This window comes from Acidovorax sp. SUPP3334 (assembly GCF_030159055.1).
Taxonomy (GTDB): Bacteria; Pseudomonadota; Gammaproteobacteria; order Burkholderiales; family Burkholderiaceae_C; genus Paracidovorax.
Genome location: NZ_BQXQ01000038.1, coordinates 17,296 through 41,365 on the forward strand (window position 1 = coordinate 17,296; position 24,070 = coordinate 41,365).

The 24,070-nt window shown below is 68.3% G+C and carries 6 protein-coding genes; 2 read left to right on the top strand and 4 right to left on the bottom strand.

Features of this window, described 5'->3' with window-relative positions; all coding sequences use genetic code 11:
• The first annotated feature begins 6 nt into the window (after positions 1–6).
• Complete coding sequence (locus tag AVHM3334_RS18865; RefSeq protein WP_284414882.1) at positions 7–1,041, top strand: FecR family protein; 1,035 nt, start codon at positions 7–9, stop codon at positions 1,039–1,041.
• 175 nt (positions 1,042–1,216) lie between these two features.
• A complete protein-coding gene (locus AVHM3334_RS18870; protein WP_284414884.1) occupies positions 1,217–3,610 on the top strand; it encodes a TonB-dependent siderophore receptor in 2,394 nt (797 codons plus the stop codon).
• Between the two features lie 154 nt (positions 3,611–3,764).
• On the opposite strand, the gene AVHM3334_RS18875 is transcribed toward AVHM3334_RS18870, so the two are convergent.
• The 4 genes from AVHM3334_RS18875 to AVHM3334_RS18890 all read right to left on the bottom strand — a co-directional run.
• On the bottom strand, positions 3,765–7,910 hold the full coding sequence (locus tag AVHM3334_RS18875; protein WP_284414885.1) for a non-ribosomal peptide synthetase: 4,146 nt from the start codon (positions 7,908–7,910) through the stop codon (positions 3,765–3,767).
• On the bottom strand, positions 7,907–11,143 hold the full coding sequence (locus AVHM3334_RS18880; RefSeq protein WP_284414890.1) for a non-ribosomal peptide synthetase: 3,237 nt from the start codon (positions 11,141–11,143) through the stop codon (positions 7,907–7,909). The genes AVHM3334_RS18875 and AVHM3334_RS18880 overlap by 4 nt, the downstream gene beginning before the upstream one ends.
• 4 nt (positions 11,144–11,147) lie before the next feature.
• On the bottom strand, positions 11,148–20,234 hold the full coding sequence (locus AVHM3334_RS18885; RefSeq protein WP_284414887.1) for a non-ribosomal peptide synthetase: 9,087 nt from the start codon (positions 20,232–20,234) through the stop codon (positions 11,148–11,150).
• A partial coding sequence (locus AVHM3334_RS18890) for a non-ribosomal peptide synthetase (protein WP_284414888.1) occupies positions 20,234–24,070 on the bottom strand: 3,837 nt, incomplete at its 5' end. The genes AVHM3334_RS18885 and AVHM3334_RS18890, both read right to left, overlap by 1 nt.

Sequence of the window (24,070 nt, forward strand, 5' to 3'; positions counted from 1 at the left end):
CCTGGCATGTCAGTGGCCAGCGCTCCGCGCGAACGGCTGATCGAGCAGGCCATCGCCCTGATCGTTCAGGCGGACGTCGCACCGGACCCCACCGCCCAGGACGCCCGCGCGGCGCTGGCGCAGTGGCGCCTGCGCTCGGGCGAACACGAAGCCGCCGCCCAGGAAGCCCGCCAGCGCTGGGACGCGATCGGCGGCGTGTCGAGCGATCTGCGCGCGCATTTCGGCGAGGCGGCGGCGGCCATCGCGCCCGGCGCCCCTCGCCGCTCGCGCCGGCACCTGTTTCTGTCGGCCGCCACGCTGGTGGGCACCGGCCTGCTGGCCGGGCGCGGCATGCAGTGGTACTGGCGGCAGCCCGTTTTTACCGCCAGCTATGCCACCCGCACGGCGCAGGTGCTGAAAGTCTCGCTGACCGACGGGATGGACGGGGGCCGCGGCACCCGGCTGGACCTGTCGCCGCAGAGCGCCCTGGATGTGGCCTTGTACCGGCAACGCCGCAGCGTGCACATGGCCCGGGGCGAAGTCCGCTTCGAGGTGGCGCACGAGGCGCACGAGGCGCACGACGCAGGCCGTCCCTTCGTGGTGCATGCCCGCGGCGCACGCATCGAAGTGATCGGCACCATCTTCACCGTGCGCGACCGGGGCGGCGCCATCACCGTGGGCGTGGAACGCGGGCAGGTGCGGGTGCAGCCGCTCCCCGCCGAGGGCTTGGCGGGCGACGCCATCGACCTGCGCCCCGGCCAGCTGCTGGAAATCCGCGAAGGCCAGGCCGCGCCCGTGCGCGCGGTGGACCCCGCCACGCTGTCGCCGTGGCGGGACGGCTGGCTCGTGTTCCAGAACGAGCCGCTGCGCGATGCGCTCGCCACCGTCAATGCGTACCGCGCCCAGCCGATCACGCTGGGCGATGAGAAGGTGGGCGGGCTGCGCCTTTCCAGCCGCTTTCGTGCGGGCGATTCGGCGGCCCTGCTGGCCACGCTGCCCGCCATCCTGCCGCTGACGGTGCATCGCCAGGCCGACGGAAGCGCCGAACTGCGCGCCCGCTGAAAGGCCACGGGGCACCTCGCACCCCGGGCCGGCAACGTTCGGCATGGCGGGTGTCTCCGTTTTTCGCACCGGAACGTCCACAGGACACAAGCACACGCCACGCCCGCCGTCGGGCCGTGGGCCGGACCGCGATGACCGCCGCCCTGCCGTTCGTTTCACCTGGAGTTTCACTGCCATGCCCGCCTTTCCCCGTCAGACCCTGCTGGGCGCCGCGCTCGCCGCCGCGTTCGGAACCCTTCTTGCGGGCGCAAGCCCGGTAGCGCGGGCCCAGACGGCGCCCGCCGTGGCGTCCCAGGCCTTCGACGTGAAGATCGCGGCCCAACCCCTGGGCAGCGCGCTGGCCGAGCTGTCGCGGCAGACGGGCGTGCCGGTGTTCGCCGCAGGCGACCTGATGGCCGGCACCGAATCCCGCCCGGTGTCGGGCCGCCTGACGGTGGAGCAGGCCCTGCAGTCCATGCTGGCCGGCAGTGCGCTGGAAGCCGGTAGCGCCGCGGGCGGGGGATTCGCCATCCGCCGCGCGAGCCGGCAGGCGGCCAGCGGCACGCTGTCCACCGTGGTCGTGAAGGCCGGGGCCGACACCGAGCGGCCCGATGGCCCGGTGGTCGGCTACGTGGCCCAGCGCAGCAGGACGGCGACCAAGACAGACACGGCCCTGCTCGAAACGCCGCAGTCGATCTCGGTGATCGGGCGCACCGAAATGGACGCGCGGGGCTCGCTGGACCTGATGGACATCGTGGCGCAGACGCCCGGGGTTTCGGTGGCCGCCTACGGACCGGACAACCGCGGCTGGGAATACATCTCGCTGCGCGGCTTTCCCGGCAACACCAGCAGCTACCGCGACGGGTTGCCGCAGACGCAGTTCGGCGTGGTCTATCGCATGACCGAGCCTTACGGGCTGGAGCGGGTGGAAGTGCTGCGGGGCCCCGCCTCGGTGCTCTTCGGCCAGGGCGACGCCGGCGGGGTCATCAACCGCGTGAGCAAGGCGCCCAGCGCCGATGCCACGCGGGAGATCGAGGTGCAGGTCGGCAGCTTCGACCGCAGGCAACTGGCCTTCGACGTGGGCGGCGCATTCAGCGAGGGCAGCGACCTGAGCTTTCGCCTGGTGGGCGTGGGCCTGGACAGCAATGACCAGGACCGCTACCCGAACGGCGACCGAATCAACCGCACGCATGCCTACCTTGCGCCTTCGCTGCGCTGGCAGCCGAGTGCCGCCACGTCGTTCACGCTGCTGGGCGAGTTTCTGAAGGACAAGTCGGGCGAAGACCCCTACTACGCCAACTTCTTCGGGCCGGACGGCAAGCTGCGGCACGTGAAATACGGCGACCCGTCCTTCAGCCGCTTTCAGCAGGACCAGTCTTCGCTGGGCTACCAGTTCGAACACACGCTGAACAGCGGCTGGACGGTGCGCCAGAACGCCCGCTACACCGACATCGCCCTGGAGCGCAACGCGCTGTGGGCGGATTCGGTGCTGGCGGACGGGCACACCATTTCGCGCAGCACGCGCACATGGGACGACGGGCTGAAACAGGGCTCCATCGACACGCAGGTGCAAGGCAAGATCAGCACCGGCACGGTGGAGCACACGCTGCTCTTCGGGCTGGACTGGAACCGGATCGAGGGCACGGCGCTGCGCTTTCGGGGCGCGGGCCCCAATCTGGATCTGCTGAACCCCGTGTACGGCATGGCGGTGCCCGCGCCGACCACGCCGATGGCGAATTTCACCCAGAAGATGGACCAGATCGGGCTTTATGCACAAGACCAGATCCGCTTCGGAGAGCGCTGGGTGGCCACGCTGGGCGGGCGCCAGGACCACGTCAAGACCACGACCGACAACCGGCTGAGCGCCCCGCAGCGCACCACGCAGAGCGACGATGCCTTCAGTGGCCGCATCGGGGTGAACTACCTGCTGGGCGGAGGCTGGTCACCCTACGCGAGTTATGCCGAATCGTTCTTGCCCACGAGCGGCGTGGACCTCAACAACAACCCGTTCAAGCCCAGCCGGGGCAAGCAGGTGGAGGTGGGGATCAAGTACCAGCCGGAAGGCGGCAAGAGCCTGTTCACGGCGGCCGTGTTCGACCTGAGAAAGACCAACGTGGTGACTTACGACAACATCACGTCCGACCCCCGGCAGATCGGCAAGCAGCGATCGCGCGGGCTGGAGCTGGAGGCCAAGGCCGAGCTGATGCGCGGGCTGAGCGCCACGGCCTCGTTCACGGTGCTGAATCTCAAGGTGCTGGAAAGCGCGGACTCGAGCGAGCGGGGCAAGATCCCGCCCACGGTGCCCAAGCAGACGGCCTCGCTCTGGCTGGACTATGCGATCGGCGGGGGCTTCGGCGTGGGTGCGGGCGTGAACTACGTGGGCGAGCGCCAGAACGACGAGGCCAACACCTCGGCCGAAGGCGGCTTCACCCTGCTCAACGCCTCGCTGCGCTACGACCAGGGCCCGTGGCGTTTCGGGCTGAACGCCACCAACCTGCTGGACCGCAAGTACAACACCATCTGCTACCACCGCGAGTGCTACATGGGGCGTGAACGCACCCTGACGGCGACGGCCAAGTACCGCTGGTAGTACCGCTGGTAGACCGCTGGTAGTACCGCTGCTGGTAGTACCGCTGGTGAACAAGCCGTGGCGCGGCGCGCTGGCGCTGGCGGCGGCTCACGGCCCGCCTTTCGTCTCTTGCGCGAAAGGCGGGCCGCTCGCATTCAGCCCAGCATGAGGGCGGCTACCGTTGCTGCAGCGCCGAATCGCCGGCTCGCAGCAAGGCCTGGCGGCAACCCTGCAGCAGATCGGCATGCTGGATGATTTGCCGGTGGCTCGCACCGATGGGTGCGCCCTGGCGAAGGCGGCCACCGAGCTGGCGGGCCAACGCCTGCATCTCCGGCACCGGCCGGCCCTCACGCCACCATGCGTGCGGCACGGCTTGCAGCGCGGGAAGCGGCGGCATTGCCTGGATCGCGGCATCCAGGCGCCGATAGGCCATGAACTTTTCCACCAGATCGCCCTGGGCCGCCCCGATGCCCCATTGCGTCGCCAGTGCGTTGGCCGCCTGCGTGGCTCGGTGCACGGAATCCACGCAGGCCATGTCCGCCGTGCCCAGCACCTCGATCAACCGCTCGATGGCGCGGCCATCCACCCAGTCCGCCAGGAAGGCCCGGGCTTCTTCGCGCCAGTCGTAAGGAACGATGGCGCCGTGCATCACGAAGCTGTCCACCATGCCGAGGAAGGCCACCTCGCGCCCTTCGGCCTCCAGCAGGTGCGCCATGTGAACCGCCTCGGTCGCCCCCAGGGACCAGCCCAGCAAAGCCACAGGGCCATGCGGATACACGCTGCGCACGAGGTCCACGTGGTAGGCGGCCAGCGCCTCGATGGCATCGATGCGCGACAGATCGGTGCAGCACAGGCCGTACACCGTGCGATCGCGGCCGAGGGCGTCGGCGAGCGGTTGGTAATCGAGCACATTGCGCAGTGCCGGTGCGATGCAAAACAGGGGCATGGCCGAGGTGCCGGCCCCTGCGGCGAGGCGCTGGATGGGAAGGAGCGGCGCGCTGGCACCGGGCGCATCGCACAGGAGCTGTGCGATGGTCTGCTTTTGCATCAGGTCCTGCAGCGAGAACGCGTGTTCCGCCGCCATGCTCCGGTTCATGCGGGCCAGCAGCTTCAGGGCCACGATGGAGTCGCCCCCGATCTCGAAGAAGTTGTCATGGCGCCCCACGCGCTGCAAGCCCAGCACCTGCGCCCAGATCTGCGCCAGCGCCTGCTCCAGCGCTCCCCGCGGGGCCTCGTAGGCCCTTCCTCCTTCGGTGCTTTGCCCCTGCTCTTGCTCCCCCGGCCCCAGCTGCGCCAGCGCCTTGCGGTCCACCTTCCCGTTCGCGTTCAAGGGCAACCCCTGGCCCAGCACCACCAGCGCCCCCGGCACCATGTACTGCGGCAACCCCTGCACCAGCCGCCTTTTCAGCTGCACCGTGTCGATGGCCCTCCCCGCCTGCGGCGACAGGTACGCCACCAGCCTCGCCCCGCTCTCCCGCTCCTGCACCAGCACCAGCGCCTCCCGCACTTCGGGCTGCGCCAGCAATTGCGCCTCTATCTCCCCCAGTTCGATCCGGAACCCCCGAATCTTCACCTGGTGGTCGATCCGCCCCAGGTATTCCAGCTCCCCCTGCCGGCTCCAGCGCACGCGGTCTCCGGTGCGGTACAGCCGCTGTCCTCCCTCCCCGGCGAGAAAGCGCTGCGCGGTGAGGGCCGCCTGCCCCAGGTACCCCCGCGCCAGGCCCTCGCCCGCCACGTACAGCTCGCCCGCCACGCCGATCGGCACGGGCTGCAGCGCACTGTCCAGCACGCACAGGCCCAGGTCCGGGATGGCCACGCCCACCGGGCTGCGCGGGGCCTCCAGATCGGCCCGCGTGACGGGCCGGTACGTGACGTGCACGGTGGTCTCGGTGATGCCGTACATGTTGATGAGCCGCGGGTGCTCGTCTCCCCAGTGCTCGATCCAGGGGCGCAGCCGCTGCGGCTCCAGCGCTTCTCCGCCGAAGATGACGCAGCGCAGCGCCAGGCCGGGGCGGTACGCTTCGCTTTGCTCCATGAGCTGGCCGAAGGCGGACGGGGTCTGGTTCAGGATGGTCACCTGCTGCTCGCGCAGCAGTTGCACGAAGTCCTGCGGGGAGCGGCTGACCCAGTACGGCACGATGACCAGGCGCCCTCCGGTGCACAGGGCGCCGAAGATTTCCCACACGGAGAAGTCGAAGGCGTAGGAGTGAAACAGGCTCCAGGTGTCCTTGGGGCCGAAGGCGAACCACGGCTGGGTGGCATCCAGCAGCCGGGTGGCGTTGCGCTGGCTCAGCTGGGCGCCCTTGGGGCGTCCCGTGGAGCCGGAGGTGTAGATGACGTAGGCAAGGCTTTGCGGGTGCACGGCGATGCCGGGGTTGCCGTCGGCCTCGCCCTGCAGGTCCAGGGTGTCCAGCTCCACGGTGGGCACGCCCTGCACCCAGGCGAGCGTTTGGCGCAGGCTGCCGTCGGTGAGCACGAGGGCCACGGCGCTGTCCTGGGCCATGTAGGCCAGTCGCTCGGCCGGGTATTGCGGGTCCAGCGGCACGTAGGCGGCGCCAGCCTTGAGGATGGCGAGCATGCCGATGATGGTGTCCAGGCTGCGATCCAGGGCCAGGCCCACGCGGGTTTCCAGGCCGACCCCGCGCCCGATGAGGTGGTGGGCCAGCCGGTTGGCTCGGGCATTGAGCTCGCCGTAGCTCATATGCCGGTCCCCCAGCACCAGTGCCGTGGCCTGCGGGCGCAGATGCGCCTGATGCTCCACGCGCTGGTGAAGGGCCCAAAGAGCTTCTGCTGCGGGCGGCTCTGATGGGGTCGCCCACGATTGCACTCGCCTCCTCTCTGCTTCACTCAGCATGTCCAGCTCGCCCAGCAGGCGGTCCGGCGAATCCGCCAGCGCCTCCAGCACCTGTACGTAGCCGTCCCGAAGCCGGCCTGCGGCCTCGCCATCGAAGAGATCGGTGCGGTATTCCAGGCGCGCATGGATCCTTCCGGCGTCGAGCACGGCGCCGAGCGACAAGTCCGCCTTGGCGCCGCCCGGGCCGGCATCGATGAACTCCGCGCGTGCGCCGTGCAGATCCACCGCCACCGAAGGGTCGGCCACCTGCCAGCTGAACATCACCTGGAACAACGGATTGCGTCCACCCTCGCGCGGCGCCTTGCGGCTGGCCAGCAAGGCTTCGAGCGGCAGATCGGCATGGGCCAGCGCAGCCAGTGCATCGGCACGGACCTGGCGGCACACCTGGCGCAAGGTCTGGTGCGGCATCAGCCGGACGCGGAACACCTGGGTGTTGACGAAAAAGCCCAGCAGATCGTGCAGCGATTCATGGTGCCGCCCGGCATTGGGCACGCCCACCCCGAAGTCGGCCTGTCCGCTGTACCGGCACAGCAGCATCTGCCACGCAGCCAACAGCACCATGAACGGCGTGCAACGCTCGGCGCGGCACAGCCGCAGCAGCCGTTCGCACAGGGCGGGCTGCAGCGTGAAGGTCAGCGACGCGCCCTGGAAGGTCTGCCGCTCGGCGCGGGCGCCTTCCATGGGCCATTCCAGCGCGGGAACGTCTGGCCCCAGGTGGGCATTCCAGTGCTCCAGCTGACGCGCGAAGCCACCGCTTTGCAACTGGGCCCTTTGCCACACGGCGAAGTCGCCGTATTGCAGCGGTAGCGCCGGCAACCGCACGGAGCCCAGACGCCGCAGCGCTTGGCCATAGGCGATACCGAGGTCGCGCGCGAGGATCGGGTTGGAGGCCGCGTCCGTCACGATGTGGTGCAGGCAGACGCCCAATAAGTGCGTGCGGTCGTCCACCCGGACAAGCCGCGCCACCAACGCCGGTGCAGAACCCAGCGCGAACACATGCGCTGCCAGATCGCGCGCCAATGCATCGGCCAACGCGTCGAACAACGCGTCGGGCGTGGGGTCCGCAGCGGGCGCCGCATCGACCCGATCGAGATGAAACGGCACGTGCGGCAAAACGGTCTGAACGGGCACGCCGTCGCGCTCGGAGAAAGCCGTGCGCAGGATCGAATGCCGGGCGATCACCGCCTGGAACGCGCGCTCCAGCGCATCGGCATCCAGAGGGCCATCGATCTTCAGCACCCGGGGCAGGTTGTAGGCCGTCATGCCCGGCACGAGCCGCTGCAAAAACCAAAGCTGCTCCTGGGCGCAGGACAAGGGAAGGTCCTCACCGGCGCGAGTGCAGGGCGCGATGCCGCCCTCCAGATCGGGCATGGTCAGGCCAGGCGCTGATGCAACGCCAGCATGGGGCGGAGCCACGGTGGCGATGGCGTCCAGGGTGTCGTCCGTTTCGGGGCGGTGCAGGCTCATGCGGGAACCGCCGTTTCGGAGGTTGCATCACGCCGGGCCTGCGCCCGCTGCTCCAACTGGTCCGCAGGGACGCCCCCTTCCTGCCGCAGGGCGGCGGCCAGTGCCGAGATGCTCGGGTGATCGAACACCAGTCCCGGCGCGACGTCGATCTGCAACTGTTTGCGAAGGCGCGCCACCAGCTTGATCACCAGCAGCGAATGCGCGCCCAGATCGAAGAAGTCGTCACGCACGCCGATGGACCCGCGCTGCAGAAGCTGGGCCATGGCTTCGGCCAGCCAATGTTCGAGCGCGTCGCGCGGCGGCTCCGGCGGGGCTTGGCGCACATCGGACACCGCCAGGGCGGCCAGGGCAACGCGGTCGATCTTGCCGTTGGGCAGCCGTGGAAACTGCGCCAGCACCACGCAGCGCGCGGGCACCATGGCGGAGGGCAACCGATCCTCGACATGGCTTCGCAGCGCTGCAGGCGTTGGCGGCGCTGCGGCGCTTTCGGCCCCAGCCACGACGAAGGCGGCCAGTTCGGTCGCGCTCCCATCGCCCAACACCGGAATCACCGTGGCCTGCGCAACCTGCGGGTGCAACGCCAGCACTGCCTCCACCTCGGCAGGCTCGACGCGAAAGCCGCGGATCTTGATCTGGTGGTCGGCACGCCCTGCCAGCCGGATGCCGCCGCCCACCAGGCGGTAGGCCAGGTCCCCGGTGCGGTACATGCGCTCCCCCGGCACGAAGGGGTCGTCGATGAATGCCTCCCCGCTCTCGGCGCGATGCAGATAGCCACGGCACTGCTGCGCGCCGCCGATGAAGACCATGCCCCGCCCGCCCTGAGGCACCAGTTGCAAGTGTTCGTCGAGCACATGGACGCGGTTGTTGGCGAGCACCTGGGTGAGCGGCAGCGTGGCACTGCCGCCGGTCTCGCTGCCAGGCTGGTGGGCATGCACCATGACACCGACCGTGGTTTCGGTGGGCCCGTAATGGTTGTAGATGCGGCATCGCGGTGCCAGGCGTTCGATGCGCTGCAGCAGCGCGCCGGTCGTGGCCTCCCCACCGAGTACCAGCGTGTCCGGCAGCACCGGCGCTTCGTGTTCCAGCAGCGCTTCCAAATGCGAAGGCACCATCTTGATCGCATCGATGCGGCGCTGTGTCATGAATGCCGAGAAGGCCCGCGCATCCCCGACATCGTCCGGACCCGCGATGACCAGGCATGCGCCATTGAACAGCGCGCCGAACAATGCGGTATTGCCCAGGTCGGCGACCACCGAGCTCGTCAGGGCCCAGCGCCGGCACCGGCCCAGGTCCATGGCTTGCGTGGCAGCCGCCACGTAGTTGAGCAACTGGGCCTGTCCGATCACCACGCCCTTGGGCTGCCCGGTCGATCCGGAGGTGTAGAGCACGTAGGCGAGATCGTCCATCGACGGGGAGCGGTTCCAGGCCGGCGCTGCCGGGTCCGTTCGGTGCGCCACCTGCGGATCGATCACATCGGCCAGAGCGATTTCGTGCCAGGGCTGTGTCTTTTCGGAAGGCCCTGCGCTGTCGGCCGCGCGAGCACTGAGCACGCAGGCCGGCCGCGCGTGCTCCAGCACGCCGTGGCGCCGTGCGGCCGGCCAGTCGGGCTCCAGCGGCAAATAGCCCGCACCGACACGCCAGGCGGCGAGCATGGCCACGACCAGGTCGAGCGAGCGCGGCAACTCGATGGCCAACAACCCACCTGCCGGCAAACCACGGGAGTGCAGCGCTTGCGCCATGCGATCCACACGGGCTTCAAGCTCGCGGTAGCTCAGGCGCTCGGCACCCGCCTCGATGGCCGGCGCGTCCGGCGTCTGCGCGGCCCAGCGGGCGATGTGCTGGCCCACCGTCAACGGGCCGACATCCAGGGTGGCCTGGTTGATCGACAGCAGCAACGCGCGCTCGCGCTCTCCCACCAGCGAGAAGCGGTCCACAGGACCATCGGGCTGCGCCACCACGGCAGCCAGCAAGGTGGTGAATTGCGCCAGCAGCACATCGGCAGCCGCATCGATGCATCGATCGGCCGCAGCGTAAAGGCCCAATTGGGCGGGTTGCCCGGCGGACCACTGCACGTCGAGCACGCCATCGAAGCATGGCAACGGCGTGGGCAAGGCCTCCACCTGCCAGACGGTTTCACCCGCAACGTAGCTTGCCGGTACAGGACGGGCCAGGAAACCCCACCGGGGGTGCGCGGCGAGCGGCATGGCGTCCAGCGGACAGAACTCCTGCGCCTGCACGTGCGCATCGAGGGTGGCGTGCAGGCGGTTCAACCAGTCGGAAAACCGAGTGGTGGCGGGAATGTCCACGGCCACCGGCAGCACTTTGCCGAACGCGCCCACACTGCCCTGCATGACGTCATAGTCGTCCCGGCAATCGTGCTGCCACCCTGCCATGAAGCGGCTCTCCTGGGACAGCCGCGAGAGCAGCAGCCACCACACCGCCTGCAGCAGGGTGTGGACAGGGGTTCCCGCAGCATTGGCCGCGGCCTCGACACGCTGTGCCAGTGCCGGCTCGACGGGCGAACGATGGCGCAATTCGAGGCGAACCGGCAGATCGGCGCCGTGCTGTCCAGTCCATGCACCAAGGCGCAGGGGCGGCAACGTGTCGCCGGCTCCCACGTGGCGCTGCCAGTAGGCCTGGCCTTGCGGCGCGTCATTGCCGCCTTCCAGGTCTTGGCGCCATTCGACGAACTGCGCGTATTGGAACGGCTCCTCCGCCGCATCTGCCGATTCGCCGGCATAGGCGCGGGCAATCTGCTCCAGCAGCGAAGCCAAGCTGCCCTGGTCCACGGCCAGAGCATTCCCCACGAGCGCCAGAACGTGCCGGGCATCGCCGGTGCGGGCCAGGCCCACGCGCAGCACGGCCGCGCGAGAAGGGTCCAGGGGTGCAGAGGCCAAGCCTTGGAGCCATTCGTCCAAGGCCAGGCTGCCTGCCGCCGAGGAGCGCAGATCGCAGGCGTGCCAATCCAGGGCTGGCGGTGGCTCCATGGGTTGCTGGCGCACACCGCGATAACCCGGCACCGCACGCAGCGCGGTGGACAACGCGCCATGCGCTCTCGCAACGGACTCCACAGCGGCACGCAGCCGAATCGGCTCCAAAGGGCCGTCGATGCGAGTCCGCAGCTGCAAAGTCAACACTGCGGCGCAAGGGTCCGAACCGGCCATCGACAGCAAGGCGCGCTGCTCCGGGCTCAGGGGAAAGGTGGCTTCAGCGAGATCGGTCAATGTGGACATCATTTCAACCAGCGAGCGAAGAGACAGCGGAAGGGGAAGCCGGAGCGGCGGCCGATGGCGTGTCTGCCGCCACCCCGGGTTGCGGCGGCAAAGCGGCGCGGTCGTACATGGCCCCCATGGCGACGACGATCTTTCTCGGGCCTTCGTAGGGGTCGCGTGCATGCGCTGCCAGCATGTTGTCCAGCATGACCACATCGCCCTGCCGCCAGTCGAACCGCACGGCGCAAGCTTCGTAGGCATCGCCCACCACCGCCATGGTCGCGTCGCTGATCGGCGAGCCGTCGCCGTAGCAGACATGCCGCGGCAAACGGTCCATTCCGACCAGCGCCAGCAGGTCTTCGCGCACCTCGGGCTCCAGGCAGCTCGCGTGATGCAACTGCACCTGGTTGAAGAAGACGCGCTCGCCGGTGATGGGGTGCCGCATCACCGCCGGGCACCGCGTTCGGGTCTGCAGGGTGTCGCGATCCAGCCATCGCCACTCGATCCCCGCTGCGGCGAGCCGCGCCTCCACCAGTTCCCGCCGGTCGGTCTTGTAGAAGTCTTGCCAGCTCACGTCCAGGCCCGGCGTGAAGGTGCGCACGTACAGCAATTCCTTGCGTTCGAACCCATCGACGAGATCGGCGGGCAGCCGGCGCAGCATTTCGCGGCAATCGACGATGGGTGTCGCTCCGCCCACCGGGGATGGCAGTTCGCAGAAGAACCACTGCTTGCGAGGCCAGCGCTCCAGGTGCGAGCTTTCGTTGTGGAACAGGATCATCTGGCGCTCGGGATACGGAGTGGAGCGATAGGTGTTGCGCCCCCCTTCCTTCTTCGGCAGATCGCCATAGCCGCCGTAGAGCTCCGGCTCGATGGTTTCGGCGAACGCCTCGAAATCCTGCGGGCTCTTCAAGCCCAGGTTCCTCAGCAAGATGCCGCCGTGTTTGCGCAGCATGCTTTCGATGAAGCCGCGCTGCTCGCGGGCCCAGGCCACCGGGTCGAGGTCGTTGCCCGTGGCTTCGATCACCAGCGGAAACTCCCGCTGCGCCGAGAGGAAGGATAGGCGCACGGGCGAGCGAGACGCGGCCTCTGCCGCAGGCCGGCCCTTGCCCGTGAGCTTCTTGAGTTTTTCCAGCTTGCTCGGTGCAAGCGATGACGACAGCATCATTGAAGGCTCCTGAAAATGAGGAAGGGCAAAGTGTTCGAGGGGCGACTCAGGCGCTGCAGCCACCTGTTGCAGCAAGGCGCTCCAGGCAGCGCCGGCCCGCTCGATGGTTTCGCGCCGGTAGAGGCTGGTGGCGTAAACCCACTCCACGCCCAGCCCTTGCGCGTCTTCGACCACGAAAACCCCCAGATCGAACTTGGAGGTCGCCACCGGCTGGGCGGCCACTTCGATGGCGAGGCCGGGCAACTCGAAGCGGCTCTGGGGCATGTTCTGCAGCACGAACAGCACCTGCACCAGCGGCGCGTGCCGGCGCGTGCGGGGCAGCCCTGCCAATTCCACGATCCGATCCAGCGGCACGTCCTGGTGCTCGAAGGCCGACAGCGTGCTGTCCTTGACGCGGGCGAGCCATTGCAGGAAGGTCAATCCGGGCTCCATGCGCGATCGCAACGGCAGCACGTTGACGAAGAAGCCGATGAGCCCTTCCAGATCGGGATGGTTGCGCCCCGCGACGTCGGTGCCGACGACCAGATCGTCCGCGCCTGTCTGCCGGTGCAGTTGCAGGGTGAAGGCGGCCAGCAGCAAGGTGAACAACGTGGTCTGCTCACGGCGCGCGATTGCGCCCAGTGCATCGGCACATGCCTTGGGAATGCGCAGCTGCACCGAGCTGCCCGCCGTGGAGGCGGACGCGGGGCGTTCGTGGTCGGGCGCAGGCGAAGACAAGGCAGGTGCCCCGTCCAGATAGCTGCGCCAGAACGCTGGCGCGCCGCTTTCGCTGTCATGTGCAGCCAACCTGCGCCGGTGCCAGTCGGCATAGTCGGCGTACTGCAGCGGCAAGGGCGGCAGCGGCAGCGGGCGCTGCTCCTTCAATGCCGCGTACAGCGCCACGAACTCTTTCACGAAGACGGCTTCCGACCAACCGTCGAACGCGATGTGGTGCACGCACAGCACCAGCATGTGGCGCTCGCTGCCCAATCGCAGCACCGCCGCTTTGAACACCGTTCCGGACGACAGGTCGAATGGCGTTCCGGCGTGGGATGACAACGCTGCCTGCACGGCGGCCCCATGCTCTGCGGCGTCCAGACCGGAAAGATCCTGCAGCGCAATGTCGAGACGGCGGGCAGGCAGGATGTGTGCGACCGGATCGCCTTCGTCATCCTGGCCATAGGCCGTGCGCAGCACTTCGTGGCGCGCCACGATCGTGTCAAGGGCGCCCTGCAAGGCCGCGCCGTCCAGCGCGCCCACCAGCGTGAGTGCAGCGCTCACGTTGTAGGCAGTGCGCCCCGAGGCCGCACCCGGCAGTTGGTCCACCAGCCACAGCCGCTGCTGGGCTGGCGACAGGGGCATGGCAGGGCGACGCTCCACGGCCACGAGAGCCGGCCCATCGCTGCGCGCCTGTCCGCTGGCATGCACCTCGCGAATGGCTTGCGCCATGGCGCGCAGCGTGGGCTGCTCGAAGATCCGGCGCAGAGGAAGGTCCACGCCATAGGCCTGGCGGATGCGGGAGGCCAGTTGCGCCGCCAGCAGCGAGTGGCCGCCGAGTTCGAAGAAATGGTCGCTCCGGCCCACCCCCTGCAAGCCGAGCAGTTCGCACCACGTGGTGGCCAGGGCCTCTTCATACGCCCCTTGTGGAGGTTCCAGGTCTCGCACCGCCAACGCGCCAGGGTCCGGCAACGCCTTGCGATCCACTTTCCCGTTGCTGTTCAGCGGCAGCGCTGGCAGCACCGCCACCGAGGCAGGCACCATGTAGCCGGGCAAGGCGGCAGCCAATTGCGCCAGCAGCCGTTCCGCCATCATTGCCTGGCTCGCAGCGTGTTCGGGATGCGTGACCACATAGCCGAGCAGCGTGGCACCCGCGGCCCCTTCGCGGGCCACCACCACGGCTTCGCGCACTTCAGGCTGCGCGAGCAATTGCGCCTCGATCTCGCCCAACTCGATTCGATAGCCTCGAATCTTCACCTGGTGGTCGATGCGGCCCAGATACTCCAATTGCCCGTCGGCGCCCCACCGCACCAGGTCGCCGGTGCGGTAGAGGCGCTCACCCTGCGGCCCGGCGACAAAGCGCTCGGCGGTCAGGCCCGCCCGGCCTTGGTAGCCGCGCGCCAGGCCCACGCCGGCAAGGAACAGCTCGCCGGCCACCCCCACCGGCGCGGTGTTCAAGGCGCCGTCCAGCACATGCAGCCCGGTGGCTGCAATCGCCTGGCCCAGCCGTGGAACACCAGCCACCCTGCCGGCGGTGGACCAGATGGTCGTTTCCGTAGGGCCGTACATGTTCCACAAATCCACCCCCAGGCTTTGCAGCGACTGCGCAAGATCGGGCTGCAAGGCTTCGCCGCCGCACAGCCCGCGCAGTCGGCGTGAGGCCGATGGGCGCCAGCCGCTCGCCAGCAAGAAACGCCATCCCGCCGGCGTGGCCTGGAACGCGGTGGCGCCACAGTCGTCGATCAACCGGCCCAGGGCCACGGTATCGCGGGTCGCCTCGCGGGGCGCCAGCACGAGCCTGCCCCCGGCGATCAGCGGCAAATACACTTCGAGCGCAGCGATATCGAACGACAGCGAAGTCGCTGCCACCAGCACGTCATCGACTCCGAGGCCTGGCTGCTGCTGCATGCTGCGCAGGAAATGGCCCAATGCCTCATGCCGGACCATCACGCCTTTGGGCACGCCCGTGGAGCCCGAGGTGTAGATGACGTAGGCCAGGTGGTCGCCATGCAGAGATATCGCAGGATTGAACCCAGGCTCCATCGCCAGATCGGCCGGGTCGTACTCCAGAACGGGCATGGTGGCCCCGACCGGCACCTGCGCACGCACGGACGGCTGCGTGAGCAGCCAGCCCATGCCGCTGTCCACCACCATGTGGGCCAGCCGCTGTGCGGGCAATTGCGGGTCCAACGGGACGTAGGCACCGCCAGCCTTCAGCACCGCCAACAGCGAAACCACCATCGCTGCGGACCGGTCCATGGCAATGCCGATCCGGCTGTCGGTCCGCACACCGTGGTGGATCAGGCGGTGCGCCAACTGGTTGGCCCTGCGGTTCAGTGCTTCGTAGCTCCATTGCTCATCGCCCGCGATCAAGGCAATGGCCTGTGGCCGGGACTGCGCCTGCTGCTCGAACAGCTGATGCACCGGCAAAACCGTGTCGTACCGCAGCGGGTTGGTGCCCCACTGCAGGATTTGCTGGCGCTCGGTGTCCTCCAGCACGGGCACATCGCAGATGCGGGCGTCTGGCTCGGCCGCCAGGCGGCTGACCAACCCCGTCAATGCGGCCCGCACCCATTCGCAGACGCGCCGGGCATCGATCCGGCGATCGACCTTGGCGGTCAGTGCGAAGCCCTCGCCCAGATCGTCTACCGACAGCTCCAGCGGGTAGTTGGTGCGCTCTTCGCTGCCGAGCCATTCCATGCCTTCCCAGAGGGCGCTCGTCGGTCCTTGCGCAGCAGGGCTGTAGCGGTAGTTCAGCAGTGCCGAGAACAGCGGAGTGTTGCCCGTGAGCGCGCTGCAGCGCTGCGCCAGCGCCAGGCTGGCGTGCTCGTGGTGCAGCAGGTCGGCCAAGGCGCGGTGCGTGTGCGCCACGCAGTCGGCCACGGGCTGTGCGCCCAGCCGCACGCGCAAAGGCAGCGTATTGATGAACAGTCCCAGTGCCCGGTCCGCCCCCGTTCCGCCCTGCATGCGGCCGAACAGCACGGTGCCGAACACGACATCGTCCTTGCCCGTGGCGTGGGCCAGCACCATTGCCCAGGCCAGATGGAACAGCGCGGCGGCACTGACGCCATGGCGCTGGGACTGCGTCCGGATCTTCGCGGCCAGCGTGGCCTGCAGCGGCAACGCGGCCTGTGCGAGCTGGCTGCCATCGCCCTGCACATCGTGCAGCCCGAACGGTGCCGTGGGCTCGTCCACATCGCCCAGCATGGAACGGAAGAACGCTTCGTGGTCGGCCTGGCCGTTGGCCCGGCGCGCCTGTGCGACGAACTGCCGAAACGGCACGCAGGGGCCGAGCTCATGCGCACGGCCCTGCTGAATCAAGGCAATTTCCTGGAGGATCAGTTCCAGCGTGGTGTGGTCGAGCACGAGATGGTGGCTGGGGAGCTGCAACAGCCAGCGATGGGCGAGTGCGTCGTGAGCGGCCACTGCATGGATCATCGGTGCGCGCCGCACATCGATGCGGTGGCGTGCCGGGTCCACCCGCTCCGCCAGACGCTCGGCGATGCGGGCATCGGGGGGCAGGGCATCCGCAAGGCCTGGATCGTCCAGCCATTGCAGGTGCAGTGGAGCATGCCGGTGGACCACCTGCACGGGTTCGGGCAATCCATCCCAAAGCACGGCCGTGCGAAGAATGTCATGCCGCTCAATTACCTCGTTGAAGCTGGCGATGAAACGCTCCAGCCGCTCCCGGCTGTCGAAGCCCAGCGCATGCAGCGTGATGTAGGCATCGCCTTCCTGCTGCAATTGGTGATGGAACAGCATTCCGTCCTGCAGGGGCGCCAGGGGATAGATGTCCTGAATGTTGCGAACCCCGCCCGGCACTTGCGATGCGATCCGCTGGATGTGCTCGGCCTCCAAAGCGATGAGGGGCAGCATTCCCGGGTGAATTTCCGTCGCGTCGGCGGGAATGCCGTTCGGCGGCACGGGCACGTCCGTCGGCGCCTGCTCCTGCGATAGCGCTTCGGCGAATGCGGCCAGCTCCGGATGCTGGAAAAGAGTGCGCACCTGCGCCGGCCAGCCTTGCTGGCGCACGCGGTCGAGAATGCGCAGTGCCATCAGGGAATGTCCGCCGATCTCGAAGAAGTTGTCATGGCGCCCCACGCGCTGCAAGCCCAGCACCTGCGCCCAGATCTGCGCCAGCGCCTGCTCCAGCGCTCCCCGCGGGGCCTCGTAGGCCCTTCCTCCTTCGGTGCTTTGCCCCTGCTCTTGCTCCCCCGGCCCCAGCTGCGCCAGCGCCTTGCGGTCCACCTTCCCGTTCGCGTTCAAGGGCAACCCCTGGCCCAGCACCACCAGCGCCCCCGGCACCATGTACTGCGGCAACCCCTGCACCAGCCGCCTTTTCAGCTGCACCGTGTCGATGGCCCTCCCCGCCTGCGGCGACAGGTACGCCACCAGCCTCGCCCCGCTCTCCCGCTCCTGCACCAGCACCAGCGCCTCCCGCACTTCGGGCTGCGCCAGCAATTGCGCCTCTATCTCCCCCAGTTCGATCCGGAACCCCCGAATCTTCACCTGGTGGTCGATCCGCCCCAGGTATTCCAGCTCCCCCTGCCGGCTCCAGCGCACGCGGTCTCCGGTGCGGTACAGCCGCTGTCCTCCCTCCCCGGCGAGAAAGCGCTGCGCGGTGAGGGCCGCCTGCCCCAGGTACCCCCGCGCCAGGCCCTCGCCCGCCACGTACAGCTCGCCCGCCACGCCGATCGGCACGGGCTGCAGCGCACTGTCCAGCACGCACAGGCCCAGGTCCGGGATGGCCACGCCCACCGGGCTGCGCGGGGCCTCCAGATCGGCCCGCGTGACGGGCCGGTACGTGACGTGCACGGTGGTCTCGGTGATGCCGTACATGTTGATGAGCCGCGGGTGCTCGTCTCCCCAGTGCTCGATCCAGGGGCGCAGCCGCTGCGGCTCCAGCGCTTCTCCGCCGAAGATGACGCAGCGCAGCGCCAGGCCGGGGCGGTACGCTTCGCTTTGCTCCATGAGCTGGCCGAAGGCGGACGGGGTCTGGTTCAGGATGGTCACCTGCTGCTCGCGCAGCAGTTGCACGAAGTCCTGCGGGGAGCGGCTGACCCAGTACGGCACGATGACCAGGCGCCCTCCGGTGCACAGGGCGCCGAAGATTTCCCACACGGAGAAGTCGAAGGCGTAGGAGTGAAACAGGCTCCAGGTGTCCTTGGGGCCGAAGGCGAACCACGGCTGGGTGGCATCCAGCAGCCGGGTGGCGTTGCGCTGGCTCAGCTGGGCGCCCTTGGGGCGTCCCGTGGAGCCGGAGGTGTAGATGACGTAGGCAAGGCTTTGCGGGTGCACGGCGATGCCGGGGTTGCCGTCGGCCTCGCCCTGCAGGTCCAGGGTGTCCAGCTCCACGGTGGGCACGCCCTGCACCCAGGCGAGCGTTTGGCGCAGGCTGCCGTCGGTGAGCACGAGGGCCACGGCGCTGTCCTGGGCCATGTAGGCCAGTCGCTCGGCCGGGTATTGCGGGTCCAGCGGCACGTAGGCGGCGCCAGCCTTGAGGATGGCGAGCATGCCGATGATGGTGTCCAGGCTGCGATCCAGGGCCAGGCCCACGCGGGTTTCCAGGCCGACCCCGCGCCCGATGAGGTGGTGGGCCAGCCGGTTGGCTCGGGCATTGAGCTCGCCGTAGCTCATATGCCGGTCCCCCAGCACCAGTGCCGTGGCCTGCGGGCGCAGATGCGCCTGATGCTCCACGCGCTGGTGAAGGGCCCAAAGAGCTTCTGCTGCGGGCGGCTCTGATGGGGTCGCCCACGATTGCACTCGCCTCCTCTCTGCTTCAACCAGCATGTCCAGCTCGCCGACGGTCTGTTCGGGCGTTTGCACCAACGCGCCTAGAACCGCTTGATAGCGCTCAGCCATGCGTTCGATGGTGTCTGGGTCGAACAACTCGGCGGCGTAATTGAACGCCGCGTGAATGCGGCCGTCTGCATGCTCGCGGACATCCAGCGTCAATTCGAATTGCGCCGCCTGCTCCGGCAAGTCGTAGGTTTGCAATGAAAGCCCGGGCAACTGGGCCAGCGCATCGAAGTCGCCGCGCTGATGGTTGAACATCACCTGGAACAGCGGAGGGTGGTCCAGGCTGCGGCCGGCAACCAGCGCATGGACCAGTTGCTCGAAAGGAAGATCCTGGTGCAACTGGGCGCCCAGTGAAGCCTCTTTCACATCGGCCAATACGGACTGCAGGCTGGCACGGTCGTCTACCCTGGCGCGCAGCACCAACGTGTTGACGAAGAAGCCGACGATTCCCTCGGTTTCCACGCGGTGGCGGTTCGCCACCGGCACGCCGACACGGATGTCGTCCTGCCCCGTGCATCGCTGCAAGAGGATCTGCCAGGCCGCCAGCAACACCATGAAGGGCGTTCCGGCACAGGCCTGGGCGCTGCGGTGCACACCCAGCGCAAGCGCCGGTGCCAGTTCGATCGCATGGCGCGAGGTGCTATAGCGGCCGTTGGCACGCCGGGCATGGTCCGACGGCAGCTGCAATACCGGCTGCTCGTCGCCGAGCTGCTGCGTCCAGTAGGCCAGTTGCCGCTCCATCTCTCCGGCCTCGAGCCAGTGCTTTTGCCAGGCAGCGTAATCGGCGTACTGAACGGGCAGTGCGGCTGCGGTGGAGGACTCTCCGGCCAGACAGGCCCGGTAATGCTCCACGAACTCGTCCACGATCACCTGCAGCGACACCCCGTCGGACACGATGTGGTGCATCACGACGACCATCACATGTTCGACCTTGTCCACTCGGATCAGGCCGACCCGCAGCAGCGGTCCTGCAGTGAGGTCGAACGGGGTATCGCACAGGCGCCGGGCCTCAGCGCGGGCGGCATCTTCACGGGCATGCCCAGCCTCGTTCATCAGATCGGTCAGGCTCCAATCGAACAATGCGGCGGACCCGATCACCTGCTCGACTTTACCGTCGGCCGCCGTGCGAAACACGGTTCGCAACGCTTCATGGCGCTCCACCAGCGCAGCAAAGCTGGCCCGCACGGCGGCGGGGTCCAGCGAGCCACGCAACCTCAATGCCGCACTGATGTGATAAGCCGTGCTCTGCGGGTCCATCTGCCAGAGAAACCATTGGCGAAGCTGGGCGTACGACAGCGGACAGCACTCCTGCAAGGCCGCCTCTCGGGGCAGGATGGGAAACTGGCTCGGGCTCAGGCCCTCGGCGCGGATCTTTTGATAGACCACGCGGCGTTGCTCGGCGGTCAACCGGGAAAAGCGCTCGGCGATGCGGCGGGTGGCGACGGTTTCCATCAAAGGGTCTCCAAGCTATCGATCAAGGCGTCGATGTCCGACAGGGCCTGCGCAGCGGGCCGCTGGCCTTGTGATTGCGAAAGCAGTTCAGCCATGTCACGCAGCACCGGAAACTGGAAGACTTGCCGGAGCGTGAGTTCGGTGTGCACCAGGTCCTGCACGCGAGCGACCAGCCGTGTGGACAGCAGCGAATGTCCCCCCAGTTCGAAGAAGTGGTCGTTGCGCCCGACGCGCTCCAGGCCCAGCACCTCGGCCCAGATCGCAGCCAGCGCCTCTTCGATCTCCCCCTGTGGCGCCTCGTACCCTTCCCCCGCCCCGAACTGCGCCGCAGGCAGCGCCTTCCTGTCCACCTTGCCGTTGGCATTCAGCGGCAGCCCCTGCAGCACCACGGCCACCGCCGGCACCATGTAGTCCGGCAGGGCCTGCCCCAGCCGCTCTCGCAGCCAGGTGGCATCGATCCGCCGTGCGCCCGCTTCCTCTGACCGCCCATGCCCTTGCTCGCTCCCGTGCAGCGCCACGTACGCCACCAGCCGCCCGCCCTGCTCCACCACCACCGCCTCCCGCACCTCCGGCTGCCCCAGCAGTTGCGCCTCAATCTCCCCCAGCTCGATCCGCAGCCCGCGGATCTTCACCTGGTGGTCCAGCCGTCCCAGGTATTCCAGCTGCCCCTGCGCGTTCCAGCGCACCAGGTCTCCCGTCCGGTACAGCCTCTGCCCACCATCGCCTGCGATGAAGCGCTCGGCCGTGAGCCCGGCTCTGCCCAGGTAGCCGCGCGCCAGGCTGATCCCGCCCAGGTACAGCTCTCCCGCCACCCCCAGCGGCACGGGGTTCAACTGCCCATCCAGCACCAGGGCCTGCGTGGCCGAGATCGGCCGGCCGATCGGCACCTGCGTGCGACCGTCCTCCCGGCATTGCCACTGCGTGACGTCGATCGCCGCCTCGGTGGGCCCGTACAGGTTGTACAGAGAGGCTTTCGGCCATCGCTGCAGTGCGGCGCTCTGCGTGGCGGCGGGCAACGCCTCTCCGCTGCACACGATGCGCCGCAGGCTGCTGCAGGCGGCGGCGCCTTCATGGGCCAGAAATGCCTGCAGCATCGATGGCACGAAGTGCATGGTGCTTACCGCATGGCGCTGGATGAGCGCCGCCAGCCGAGCCGGCTCATGGTGATCGCCCGGAGCAGCCAGCACCAATCGCGCTCCCTGCATCAAAGGCCAGAAGAACTCCCACACCGAGACGTCGAACCCGAACGGCGTTTTCTGCAGTACGGTGTCGTTGGCGTCCAGCGCATAGGCGTGTTGCATCCACGCAAGCCGGTTGTGCAACGCGGCATGCCGGTTGGCAGCGCCTTTGGGCCGCCCGGTGGAGCCGGAGGTGTAGATGACATAGGCCAGGTTCTCTGCGTGCAGCGCCACCTTCGGGTCGTGCTCGGGCTCGTCGTTCAGCACCAGCGTGTCCAGCGCCAGGACGCTCAGGCCAGCCGCCTGGGAAACGCTGTCGCCCAGGTGGCTTTGCGTGAGCAGCAGTGCGATGCCGCTGTCCTGCACCATGTACGCCAGCCGCTCGGGCGGGTACTGCGGGTCCAGCGGCACGTAGGCGCCCCCTGCTTTCAGGATGCCCAGCAGGCCCACCACCATCTCGGTGCTGCGCTCCACCAGAATGCCCACCCGCGTCTCGGGCCGCACGCCAAGACGCACCAGCCGGTGCGCCAGCCGGTTGGCACGGGCGTTGAGCTGCCCGTAGCTCAAGCGTTCCTCGCCGAACACCAGCGCAGGCGCATTCGGCTGCAACCGCGCCTGGCGCTCGAACAATTCGTGCACGGGCACGGGGGCCCCGTGGCCCTGGCGGTTGTCGCCCCAGGCCGCCAGCTGCGCCTGCTCGGCCGCGCCCAGCAACGGCACTTCGCCCACCAGCTGCTCCGGGTGATCGGCCAGCGCCTGCAACAGCGCTACGTAGTGGCCCGCCATCCTCTCTATCGTCTGCGCTTCGAACAGCTCCGCCGCGTACGTCCACTGCGCACTCAATCGACCCTCTGGCTGTTCGGTGGTGCTGAGCGCCAGCTCGAACTGCGCCGTTCCATCCGTCAAAGGCTGGTCTTTCAACACCAAGCCGGGCATGTTTCGCAAAGCGCCCAGGCCATTGCGCTGATGGTTGAACAGCACCTGGAACAGCGGACTGACGCCCAGGCTGCGATCGGGCTGCAGCGCCTCCACCAGTTGCTCGAACGGCAGGTCTTGGTTCGCCTGCGCCTCTTTGGCCGCCCGTTGGGCAGCGGCGAGCACACCCCCGATCGCGGTGCGGCCATCGAATTGCCCGCGCAACACCTGGGTGTTCACGAAGAAGCCGATCAGCCCCTGGGTTTCGACACGGTCACGATTGGCAATCGGCACACCGACCCGGATATCCCGCAAGCCGGAGTACCGGTGCAGCAGTGCCTGGAAACCCGCCAGCAAGGCCATGAATAGCGTGGCGTCGTGTGATCGCGCTCGGCGTTTCAGCGCGCTGACCAGCGACGGAGCCAGATCGATCTCGCAGAGTGCAGCACGGTATTCGCCATTTGCACGCCGCACGCCATCGGCGGGCAACTGCAGCACCGGATGCTCCTGGCCCAATTGCTGCGTCCAGTACGCGAGCTGCCGATCCTTTTCGCCCGCTTCCAGCCACTGGCGGTGCCAGGCGGCATAGTCAGCGTATTGAATGGGGAGCGGCGGTTGAGCGAGCGACTGGCCCTGCTGCCATGCTTGGTACCGCGCGACGAATTCGTCCACCAGTATCTGCATGGACCAGCCATCGGAGACGATGTGGTGCATGGCCACGACAAGCCAATGCTCATGCTCTGCCAAGCGGATCAATCCCACGCGCAGCAAGGGGCCGGTGGTGAGGTCGAAAGGCGTTTGGCTGATAAGCCGGGCTTCTTCTCGAGCGCGGCGGGGTTGCTCCAGCGAGTCGATATTGCGCAGGTCCGTCACTTGCAGCGAGAGTGGCGCACTGGGCTGGATCACCTGTTCGGCCGTACCGTCGGGGCGTGCGCGAAAAACCGTGCGCAAAGCCTCGTGCCGTTCGATCAGATCGGCAAAGCTGGCGCGCAGTGCTTCAGTGTCCAAAACCCCCTGCAATTGCAACGCTCCGCTGATGTGATATGCCGTGCTCTGCGGGTCCAGTCGCCAAAGGAACCATTGCCGCAACTGGGCGTGCGACAGCGCGACTGGGCCGCTGCGATCTGCAGTGCCCAACGCTGGAATGCGAGAACGATTGGGGTCCAGCATGATGGGTTGGCCTTGTGCGGCGGCGACGGCCTGGGCAAGCACTGACAAGCGTTGGTGCTCGAACACCTGCCGAGGTCCTAAGGGCATTCCCAATGCACGGGCTCGTGCACACACCTTGAGGCTGAGGATGGAGTCACCGCCCAGTTCGAAGAAGTGGTCATTGCGCCCGACGCGCTCCAGGCCCAGCACCTCGGCCCAGATCCCAGCCAGCGCCTCTTCGATCTCCCCCTGTGGCGCCTCGTACCCTTCCCCCGCCCCGAACTGCGCCGCAGGCAGCGCCTTCCTGTCCACCTTGCCGTTGGCATTCAGCGGCAGCCCCTGCAGCACCACGGCCACCGCCGGCACCATGTAGTCCGGCAGGGCCTGCCCCAGCCGCTCTCGCAGCCAGGTGGCATCGATCCGCCGTGCGCCCGCTTCCTCTGACCGCCCGTGCCCGCGCTCGTTCCCGTGCAGCGCCACGTACGCCACCAGCCGCCCGCCCTGCTCCACCACCACCGCCTCCCGCACCTCCGGCTGCCCCAGCAGTTGCGCCTCGATCTCCCCCAGCTCGATCCGCAGCCCGCGGATCTTCAC